Here is a 9,432-nt window from a genome sequence, read left to right as displayed (position 1 = left end):
CCTAGCAGCCCTGCTGGGCCGCCCCGTCCAGCCGTGACGTGCCGTCCGAGACCGTCGGCCTTGGACGGGCGGCGGTCAGGTGGGTTTGTTTGAGCCGATCGCTTGGGCGGCGGGGGAGGTCGCCAGGTAGTCCAGGGCCTTCTGGGTGGAGCACTCGGTGGACGGGTGGTAGTCGCGCCGCAGGTAGCGTCGGGCGGCGGCGACCATGAACCGGTTGCCGGGCAGCAGGCCGCGGCGGACGGCGCGGCGGTAGTCGCGGACGCGCGGGCGCACGCCGTGCAGGGTGGGGTCCTTGGCGCACAGGTAGGCCGCGCCCGCGTAGGCGGCGAGCGGCAGCGCGAGGACGCCGACGAAGAAGGTGACGAACCGCCGCCAGTAGGCGCCGGACACGTACTCGTAGACGTCGAAGGCGACCGAGCGGTGCTCGACCTCCTCCGCGCCGTGCCAGCGCAGCAGGTCCATCATGGTCGGGTCGGCGCCCGCCGCGTCCAGTTCCTCGGCGTCCAGGATCCACTGGCCGAGCACCGCGGTGTAGTGCTCGATCCCGGCGATGATCCCGACGCGCAGGTTGAGCCAGCGGCGGCGCGAGATGAGCGGCAGCGGCGGCCGGTCGCCGAGGAGGGCGGTGAACAGCCATTCGATCTTGCGGGTGAGCGGCCGCGGGTCCAGCCCGCGCTCCAGCATCTGGCGGTCGAGCACGCCCTGGTGGGAGTAGGCGTGCACGGCCTCCTGCCCCATGAAGCCCTTGACCTCCGCGCGGAGCCGGGCGTCGCGCTCGTCGATCAGCGGCAGCGTCTGCTTGTAGACGCGGACGAACCAGCGCTCACCGGCCGGGAGCAGCAGGTGCAGGGTGTTGATGAAGTGCGTGGCGACGGGCTCGCCCGGGATCCAGTGCAGCGGCGTGCCGTCCCACTCGAACTTCACCCGCCGCGGGGCGATCACCGGGTGCCGCTCCCTCTCGTCGGCGGCGCGGGTCTCCGTCATGGCTTCCTTCCTCGGGTGCACCGCTGTGCAGTGCGGTCAGGGGGTTCGGGCGGGGGGTCAGTGCGTCAGGAGGTCGCTGCGCGTTCGGCGGTGCGCGGTGCCGGGAGGGCGGTGACGCGCGCCCGCTTCAGCGCCGCGGGCTCGTCCCGTCCCTCGATGTGGTGGACGAGTTCCGCGACGGCCGTCGCCACGGCCCCCGAGTGCGCGGCGATGGAGCCCCAATGGCCGGCGGGCAGCTCGCGCCGCCACAGCCGGCCGGTGTAGCGGGCCAGGTCCTTGGACTGCTCGGGCGAGACGAACCGGTCCCTGGTCGGTGCGATGACCTGGACGGGGACGCCGGTGCGGATCATCCGGCCCGGACGCAGGAAGCGCAGGCCGTTGGCCTTGTACAGCTTCATCCCGTGCAGCGCGTCCTTCTTGAACGTCGCGGCGGGGGTGCGTTCGATGCCTTCCGTCCGTTCGACCAGCACCGGGAACAGCCGGGTGCCGCCGAGGTGCCACACCATCCGGCCGACCCCGGGGATCATGCCGCCCACCAGGTACCAGGACCGCGCGAGTTGGCCGAGCAACTGCCGCATGTGGCGGGGCGTGGGCCTGCGCAGCCGGTCGCGGACCCACTGGCCGAAGTGCTCGATGCACGGCCCCGAGATCGAGGTGAACGATGCGATACGTCCGTCTGCGCGCGCGCCCGCGACGGCTGCCCAGCTCTGCACCGACCCCCAGTCGTGCCCTACCAGGTGCACCGGGCGGTCGGGGGAGACCGCGTCCAGTACCGCGTGCAGGTCGCCGTTCAGCTCGTCCATGACGTAGGACCGGGTGCGGCGCGGCCGTGTCGAAGCACCGGCACCGCGCACGTCGTAGGTGACCACGTGGAAATCATCGGCCAAAAAGCGCGCGACCGGTTCCCAGACCGCCTGGGTGTCGGGGTAGCCGTGCACCAGGACGACGGTCGTCCGGCCTGGTTCGCCGTACTCGCGGACGGCCAGCCGTACCCCGTTCGACGTGACCGTCCGGCCGGTGAATCCGCTCACGCCGACTCCCCGCTCACCGACTCCCCGGTCAACGACTCCCTGGTCATCGGCTCTTCGGGCACTGGCTTCCGGGTGTGCGATGCCGTCCAGCGCCGGACGTGCGGCAGGTCGTCGTCCAGCCAGTACGCGTCGTCCTCGGTGACCACCAGCAGTTCCTCGAACTTGGCGCCCACGCCGCCGAGGGCGAGGTGCGGCTCCACCGCCCAGAGGCCCGGCGTCGGTGCGTGTCGTGACCGCCGGGAGCCGTTCCAGAGCGTGGACCGCCCCTGCAAACGCTCCTTGACCAGTTCGCGCGCCACGGTCTGCACTGTGCGCGCCCCGAACGCCCCCACGATGACCTTGCGCGGCAGCCGGCTGGTGACCCGGCCGACCTGATGGCCGATGACCCTGCCCGGGTACTTGCGGTGCCGGTTCTCGTACCCGTGCCGGACGATCTGCCGGTCGACCTCGGCGTAGATGTCGGCGAAGGGGTGCCGCTCCCGCACCAGCTCCACGATCATCTCGCGGTACACCGCCAGGTCGGCGGTCAGCTTCTCCCAGGTAGGGTTGGCGCCCAGGCATCCCGCGTAGCCGATGTCCGCGGTGTACCCGTCGGCGATCGGCGCCGCGTCCAGGATGTAGGGCATGCCCTCGGCCAGCCGGCGGCCGGTCGGCAGGAACTGGTGCGGCAGGACGACCCCGCGGAAGGCGGTCCGGTCGCCGAACCAGGCGAACGGGACATGGAACCAGTCGTCGACCCCGCGGCTCTCCAGCAGGCGGCGCAGCCGTCGTGCGGCCTGCCGTTCCGTCACCCCTGGCGCGAGGCTCGCCGCCACCTCCTCGGCCGCCTCGTACGCCAGCCGCTGCAGGTCGCGAAACCGCTCCGGACTCTCGTTCATCGCATCACGCTCCGTGCGCCGGGTCGCCGGGTCCCTCGCGTCCCTCACGGGCCGCACAATTAGACTCGCGATCTAATATCGGCCCGGTTTGAACGAAAGTCAAGAACGGCGGATCCCTTAGCCTTGGGGCGCTGGACGACGGTCAGGAGGGCGCGATGGCGGACCGGCACCGTCCCGACCGGCGCGCCGCCATCATGCGGACCGCGGCGCGGCTCTTCGCCGACCGCCCGTACGACGTGCTGTCGATGGACGAGATCGCCGCCGCCGCGGGCGTCGCCAAGGGGCTGATCTACTACTACTTCGGCAGCAAGCGGGGCCTGTTCCTGGCGGTCATCGAGGACGCTGCCGGACACCTCGGCGAACTCGCCGCGGAGTTCGGCGACCTGTCCCCGGTCGAGCGTCTGACCCGCAGCCTGGACGGCTTCCTGTGCTGGGCCGAAAGCCACCGCGCCGCCTTCCAGACCATCACCAGCGGAGGCGTCGGCGTGGACGCCGAGGTCGCCGCCCTCCACCACCGCGTCCGCGGCGACCTGCTCGCCGCCCTGTCCCACGGCCTGACCGGCCGCGCCATCCCGTCTCCGGCCCTGCGCATCGCCCTGGAGGGCTGGCTGTCGTTCGTCGAGGGAGCCGCCACGTCCTGGCTGGCGGAACAGGACATGGAGCGAGACGACGTCCGCGACCTCGCCGTCCGCGTCCTGGGCGGCGTACTGAAAGCCGTCGAGGCCCCCGCGCGTCCACCGGGGCCAGGCGAACACTGACCGTGCGGGCGTGGGGCGGCGTCCAGCTCTCCGCCCCACGCCGGGACGAGCGGGCGCAGCGCATCGTGGACGGTGCCGGCCAGCGCCGCGTCCTGGAAGTTCGGGGCCTTCCCGGCACGCCGACCGCCATTGTCAGCGCGACACCGCAGACCAGCAGTCGCCGGGCATCGAATCGTCATGGAGTGATCCCTTCACGAAGGTTGGCCAACACCCTCGACAACGGCCCAGCGCCATCGCCATTCACCGAGCGAGAGCGTCCGTAAGACCCCCGTGACAAATGGCCCGCTTGAACGGCCCTTCCGGCCGCCGGTCATGGCCGCCATTGGCCTGATGCGGCCAACGGCGATTCCAATGGCGGGCGGCCGCTATGATCATGCAGCTTTGTCACGCACATTCAGAGGGAAATCATGAATATCGACTTCGGCGCCGATGCCGCATTCTCGTGGTACGTCGTCTTTCTGCTGGTGTCCGGCCTCGCCATGCTTCTCATGGCGGCCGTCGGGGGCGGCCAGAGCGGAGGCGAGCGGCTGCTCAACCTGGCGTTCGGCGTGGGCTTCCTCGGCTACGCGATCTACCTCGGGTTCATCTTCGACGGCGGCGAGTACTTCATGTTCTTCTACGCCTTCATTCTGCCGGTCCTGATGCTCTTCAGGTTCGTGAAGGCGCTCTTCGGAGAACGCGCGAGCGCCTGACCGGAGCGGCTCAGGACGCCGGCAGCGGGACCGCTCCCCCGGTCCCGCTGCCGACGTCTCTCCCTGGCGATCCGGCCGTCTCCCGGTGATCAAGCTGTGGCCTAACAGCTGTGCGTGTATCGTCGATTCCGCTACGTAGTGGTCGGCTTGCCGGCTCGCGACGGACGGGAGCGCCGATTGAAGAAGCTCCGTTTGCTGGTCGCCGTCAGAGAAGGCGATTGGGCCACGTTCCATGGCCCGCACGCACTTCGACGAACTGAACGCGCTCTCGGGCCCGATATTCCGGTTGTTCGTCCTTGAACGCCCGGCCAACTGGTCGGCGACGAAGCGCTACTGGCGCGACAACCTCGAACCCGAGCTGTACCGGGTCTTCAACACGCTGCGCTGGCTCAAATGGAAACCCTACGAGCGGCACCGCGCCTACGACATCGCGCGCACTCTCGGCATCGACCCGGATCTGCTGCCGTGTCTCGCACTGGTCCGCGGCGACGCGATGGAGAACCGGATCGTGTTCCCCATCAACGAGGTCTCGGCGACGTACCTGCGCAAGCTGTTCGGCGAGATCCTGCGAGCGCTCGACGCTCCGCCCGAGCCGTACTCCATCGCCGAGGCGCTCTACTCGTTCGAGGAGAATCACCCATCGGCCGTCGACGGCGACGCGGCCGAGAACGACCAGGCGGCGTTCGAGCGCGTCGCCCGCGCGGAGGAGCGCATCCGGCGGTCGCTCGCCAGGCCGCTCTTCCGCAAGCGCGAGAACAAATACATCCTCAACGGCCACACGGCCATCGTCGAGAGCGGTGCCAGCATGGTGGAGAACTTCAATTTCCACGGCCAGACCACGTTCATCAATCGGCCGGTCGACACGGTCATCCAGGACTTCCAGAACACCCATTCCGCGTTGGCCGGGCAGGAGCACCTCGCCGAGCTGCTGCGGCTCGTCCTGTCCAGTGCCGATCTGCCCGACGAGGACAAGGAGGAGGCGGCCAACGTCATCCAGGGCGTGGCCGTCGACCTCGACCGGGCCGAACCCGACCAGGCGGCCGCGAAGACGAAACTGGAGATGCTCCGCACGGGCCTCGCCCAGGCCGCCGACATAGCCGGCCCGGCCTCCACGATCCTGGCATCGATCCTCGGTGCGCTAGGCGCCTGACCCGCCACCCCGAACCCGCGACCTGCTCCCACCTTGTGGAATCTGCCGATTCCCTGCCGTCAGGTGGAGTATTCGCCGTCCCAGGGGGCGCTGAATCCGAGGTTGTCGGGATAGAGCTCGGCCCAGTCGTCTTCGTTCTCGTCCTCCCCGTGCCGCTCGATGACCAGGCCGAATAGGACGCCGTCGGCGGTCACCCGGAACGGGCGGATTCCGATGTCCTGGTATTCGCGCTGCGGTAGAGCGTCCAGCAACTCCGCCATGCGCGCCTCCGCGCGAACTGCCGGCGAATCCGCGTGGCCGCGTTGCCGCTGCTCTTCGCGCGCTGTTCCAGCGCACCAGATGTCGGAGTCGATGTGGCGGCCCTCGAAGTCGAACCGATGGAGGACGGTGTAAAGCCGCTTCACGTCCTCCCAGCCCTCGCCGTGACGGTACCCGTCCGGGAACGCGTAGGTGATCGACGCGAGGAACTGGCCATCGGCGTAGCGGCCGATCGTGCCCGTCCGGTAGTCCGGCTCGTAGGCGATCGGGATGACCTCGGGAACTGGCATGGCGGCACCCTAACCGCGGGCTCCGACATGATCCCCGCCTTGCGCGGCGCTGTCACAAACGGGCGGGGCGTCCGGTCCTTAGCTGTGGACATTCACCAGCTGTGGAGGAGGAACGCATGAGCTCTCACCTGCCCCCGGGCGTCGAGGTCGTCTCGACCCTGCCGGACGCCGCGGCCAAGATCGTGGACGGTGCCGAGGCCAGGACGATCCGCGTCACGCTGCCGCCCGGCGACCCGGGCGCGCCGCCGCACCGGCACCCCGGGCCGGTGTTCGGCTACGTGACCCAGGGCGAGATCCTCTTCGAGCTGGAGGGGCAGGCGCCGCGGGTGATCAAGGCCGGTGACGCCGTGTTCGAGCCGGGCGGCGACGTGATCCACATCCAGGGCGCCAACAACCTTCCGGACGCGCAGTCGCAGCTGGTGGTGACCATGTTCGCGCCTCCCGGGACTCCCGTCCTGACCGTGGTCGGCGAGGAGGAGCTGGCCGCACGCCGACACCTGCGCGTTCCCAGGTCCTGAGGGACGCGCAGGGAGGAGCCGGGCGGGCGGGGGCTGCCGCCCGCCCGGTCCGCCAGGGCGCTACCACCAGGCGGGTGGTTTGCCGGTGCTGTGGAGCCAGGTCGTGAAGAACGCGCCGAGGTCCTGGCCGGAGACCCGCTCGGCGAGGGCCTCGTACTCCTCGGTGGTGCCGTTGCCGTACTTGTGCTCGTCCAGCCAGGTGCGGGTCAGCTTCATGAACAGGTCGTCGCCGATCCTGTGCCGGAGGGCCTGCAGCGCCATTCCGCCGCGGAAGTAGATGGAGCGGTGGAACATCTGGTCGCGGCCGGGGTCGGCGGTCACGACGTCCCAGAACGCGGGCCGTCCCGGCGGCATGGGCGGCGGGTCGGCGTAGATCTGCTCGAACGCCTCCTGGGCGGACGGGCCGCCGTGCTTCTCGGCCCAGTACTTCTCAGTCCACAGCGCGTAGCCCTCGTTCAGCCAGACGTCCTTCCAGCGTCCGGGCGAGACGCTGTTGCCGAACCACTGGTGGCTCATCTCGTGCACCACACCCTTTTCGATGGGGTGCTTCTGGTAGGTCGGCCGGGTCTGCGTCTCCAGCGCGTTCTCGATGTTGAGCGGCGGGACGGAATTGTTCTCGATGATGGAGCCGGAGCTGGTGAACGGGTAGGGGCCGAAATAGTCGGCCAGCCTGTCGGTCGCCCGCGTCGTCCATTCCGGGGTCTGGAGCGCGTCGGGGTCGGACGCCACCGCCGGGTCGACCGCGTCCAGTTGCGGGACGCCCTTGGGGGTGGTGGTCGTCGACACGTTGAACCGTCCGATCGAGACGGTCGCGAGGTAGGTCGTCATCGGCCGGTCCTCACGCCAGCGGAAGGTCTCCTTGCCGCCGGCGGTCCACCGCTTGACCAGGTGGCCGTTGGAGATCGCCTTGAGCCCCTTCGGCACCGTCGTCTCGATCGTGAAGAGCGCCTTGTCGCGCGGGTTGTCGTTGGACGGGAACCAGGTGGAGGCGGCGTTGGGCTCGGAGACCACCGTGGCGCCGTCCGGCGTGTGCAGGAACCCGTACGGCAGGTCGAACACGATCGGGCCGCCCAGCGTCCGCGGTACGCCGTCGTACCGGACGACCACGGTGAACGGCCGGGACTTGCGCAGCCCCCGCCGCGGCGTGATCTCCAGCTCGCGCTCGCCGGTCCGGGCGAACGCGGCCTTGTGCCCGTTCACGCGCACCGACCGCACGTTCAGTTCGAACAGGTCCAGGTTGAACCGGGACAGGTTCTGGGTGGCGGTGGCCGTGATCGTGGTCGTCCCGGTGAGATGGTCGGTGGCGGGGTCGTAGGCGGTCTTCAAGTGGTAGCGGGCGACGTCGTACCCGCCGTTGCCGAGGTCGGGGAAGTAGGGGTCGCCGAGCCCGGGCGCCCCGGGCTCGTACCGGACATCGGCGGACGCGCCGGGCACGCAGAGCCCGAACGTCACGGCGGCGGCCGCGCCGACCACCACCGGAAGCCGCCTCACCCCGCCGACCGGCCTGTCTCCATCAGATCCGAACATGATCATTAGCGTCCCCGCCCCGCTCCGGTGATGATCATGGCCCCGTTCCATTGACCGCATCCGGCCGCCCCGTCGGCCCCGCACGGCGGCCGATGAGTTTCGGCGCCCCGCCAGGTCTGCACGCTGGACGACCTCTACGACCGGTGAGGAGCTTCATGGGCAAGGTCATCTACTGGATGAACACCTCGATGGACGGCTACATCGAGGACCCCGGCGGCGGCATGGGCTTCATGGACCCGGACGACGACTTCCGCCGGGCGGCGAACGAGCATGTCCGCCGGATCTCGGCGTTCCTGTTCGGGCGGCGGCTGTACGAGGCGATGGAGAAGCCCTGGACGCAGGACCTCGGCAAGGAGGACGCCCCGCCCCTCGAGCGGGAGTTCGCCCAGCTCTACAAGGAGACGCCGCGGTACGTCTTCTCCGACACCGTCCAGACCGTCCCGGAAGGGGTCACGATCGTCCGCCGCAAGGACGCCGAGTCCACGGTGACGCGCCTCAAGCAGGAGTTCGACGGCCCGCTTCAGCTCGGCGGCCCCGAGCTCGCAGCCTCCCTGGCGGACCTGATCGACGAGTTCTGGGTGTACGCGTCCCCCGTGATCATCGGCGGCGGCAAGCCGTACATGCCCGTGAGCAAGGAGGTGCGGCTCCACCTGGCCGAACACCGAGTCTTCCCCTCAGGCATCACGTTCCGGCGCTACACCCGCGCGTGACCGGCCAAGAGTCGAACCCGCCCTACCGACCAGCGTGAAGGCGGCCGACTAGAGCATCTCGCCGACAGGCCCTCGCCTGGCAATGGAACTAGTCCCGCTTGGCTTGGGCAATAAGGGAGGTGAAGGCTCGGCGGGTGAGGACGAGGTGCCCGGCGTCGGCGTCCTTACTGTCACGGACGCCGACGCCCCCCGCGAGTCGTGCCAGTTCGACGCAGTTGCCGTGGTCGTCCGACCGCGTGGATTTGCGCCATTGGGTGGTCATGAGAGCGCGATCGAGGGGCCTCGGTGAGGCGACTCATCCCGCAGAGCTAGGGAAAGGAGGCCGGCGAAGGCTTGCCGGGAGAGAGCGAGGTGGCCTGCGCCGGGTGCCTTGCTGTCCCGAATGCCAATCTCCGGGCCCAGATCAGCGACCTCAATACAGTCCGACTGGGTCGAGGTACTACCGCTGTAGCTGGACTTTCGCCATTGGATCATGAGAATCGCTCCAGCATCTTGATGAGCACGTTCAGTGACCCTTTTTCATCCGGCTGGACAGGTGCCGATCACAGCATGATCGCGATGTTGGCGTCCGGCCAGTGAAGCGAAGAAGCCCCTGGTAGACGACTTGATCACCACAATCTCGACGTCCGAACCAGG

Annotated in this window: 12 protein-coding genes; 5 read left to right on the top strand and 7 right to left on the bottom strand. The window is 69.4% G+C overall.

Going from position 1 to position 9,432, the window contains the following annotated elements; all coding sequences use genetic code 11:
* Positions 1-75: 75 nt before the first annotated feature.
* The 3 genes from ETD96_RS34345 to ETD96_RS34335 form a co-directional block, all read right to left on the bottom strand.
* Positions 76-984 carry a metal-dependent hydrolase gene (locus ETD96_RS34345; RefSeq protein WP_138640648.1) on the bottom strand — a complete coding sequence of 303 codons (909 nt, stop codon included), beginning with the start codon at positions 982-984 and terminating at the stop codon, positions 76-78.
* Between the two features lie 65 nt (positions 985-1,049).
* Positions 1,050-2,015: an alpha/beta fold hydrolase gene (locus ETD96_RS34340; RefSeq protein WP_138640647.1), complete on the bottom strand. Its 966-nt coding sequence runs from the start codon at positions 2,013-2,015 to the stop codon at positions 1,050-1,052.
* Positions 2,012-2,893 carry a M24 family metallopeptidase gene (locus ETD96_RS34335; protein WP_138640646.1) on the bottom strand — a complete coding sequence of 294 codons (882 nt, stop codon included), beginning with the start codon at positions 2,891-2,893 and terminating at the stop codon, positions 2,012-2,014. The genes ETD96_RS34340 and ETD96_RS34335 overlap by 4 nt, the downstream gene beginning before the upstream one ends.
* Before the next feature lie 155 nt (positions 2,894-3,048).
* On the opposite strand from ETD96_RS34335, the gene ETD96_RS34330 reads away from it, so the two are divergent.
* The 3 genes from ETD96_RS34330 to ETD96_RS46140 all read left to right on the top strand — a co-directional run bounded on the left by ETD96_RS34330 (position 3,049) and on the right by ETD96_RS46140 (position 5,493).
* On the top strand, positions 3,049-3,651 hold the full coding sequence (locus tag ETD96_RS34330; protein ID WP_138640645.1) for a TetR/AcrR family transcriptional regulator: 603 nt from the start codon (positions 3,049-3,051) through the stop codon (positions 3,649-3,651).
* A gap of 407 nt (positions 3,652-4,058) precedes the next feature.
* Positions 4,059-4,343 carry a hypothetical protein gene (locus ETD96_RS34325; RefSeq protein WP_138640644.1) on the top strand — a complete coding sequence of 95 codons (285 nt, stop codon included), beginning with the start codon at positions 4,059-4,061 and terminating at the stop codon, positions 4,341-4,343.
* 232 nt (positions 4,344-4,575) lie between these two features.
* Complete coding sequence (locus tag ETD96_RS46140) at positions 4,576-5,493, top strand: hypothetical protein (RefSeq protein ID WP_205719587.1); 918 nt, start codon at positions 4,576-4,578, stop codon at positions 5,491-5,493.
* A gap of 59 nt (positions 5,494-5,552) precedes the next feature.
* Here ETD96_RS46140 and ETD96_RS34315 read toward each other — a convergent pair whose 3' ends face one another.
* On the bottom strand, positions 5,553-6,041 hold the full coding sequence (locus ETD96_RS34315; protein ID WP_138640643.1) for a hypothetical protein: 489 nt from the start codon (positions 6,039-6,041) through the stop codon (positions 5,553-5,555).
* A 116-nt stretch (positions 6,042-6,157) separates the two neighbouring features.
* Here ETD96_RS34315 and ETD96_RS34310 point away from each other — a divergent pair, with 116 nt between their 5' ends.
* Positions 6,158-6,559 (top strand): cupin domain-containing protein, encoded by a 402-nt coding sequence (locus ETD96_RS34310; protein ID WP_138640642.1) that lies wholly within the window; start codon positions 6,158-6,160, stop codon positions 6,557-6,559.
* A gap of 60 nt (positions 6,560-6,619) precedes the next feature.
* On the opposite strand, the gene ETD96_RS34305 is transcribed toward ETD96_RS34310, so the two are convergent.
* Positions 6,620-8,086 (bottom strand): M1 family metallopeptidase, encoded by a 1,467-nt coding sequence (locus ETD96_RS34305; protein WP_138640641.1) that lies wholly within the window; start codon positions 8,084-8,086, stop codon positions 6,620-6,622.
* A gap of 155 nt (positions 8,087-8,241) precedes the next feature.
* Here ETD96_RS34305 and ETD96_RS34300 point away from each other — a divergent pair, with 155 nt between their 5' ends.
* Positions 8,242-8,796, top strand: a complete 555-nt coding sequence (locus ETD96_RS34300; RefSeq protein ID WP_138640640.1) for a dihydrofolate reductase family protein — start codon at positions 8,242-8,244, stop codon at positions 8,794-8,796.
* Positions 8,797-8,884: 88 nt separating this feature from the next.
* Here the strand turns inward: ETD96_RS34300 and ETD96_RS34295 are convergent, their stop codons facing one another.
* Together ETD96_RS34295 and ETD96_RS34290 are read right to left on the bottom strand one after the other, a co-directional pair.
* The gene (locus ETD96_RS34295; protein ID WP_138640639.1) at positions 8,885-9,058 is read right to left on the bottom strand and encodes a DUF397 domain-containing protein; all 174 of its coding nucleotides are present in this window, start codon (positions 9,056-9,058) and stop codon (positions 8,885-8,887) included.
* Entirely contained in the window at positions 9,055-9,270 is a 216-nt protein-coding gene (locus tag ETD96_RS34290) for a DUF397 domain-containing protein (RefSeq protein WP_138640638.1), read from the bottom strand. The genes ETD96_RS34295 and ETD96_RS34290 overlap by 4 nt, the downstream gene beginning before the upstream one ends.
* Between the last annotated feature and the right edge of the window lie 162 nt (positions 9,271-9,432).

It is taken from the genome of Actinomadura geliboluensis (genome assembly GCF_005889745.1).
GTDB classification, from domain to species: Bacteria; Actinomycetota; Actinomycetes; order Streptosporangiales; family Streptosporangiaceae; genus Spirillospora; species Spirillospora geliboluensis.
This window is presented reverse-complemented; position numbering and strand designations above follow the sequence as displayed.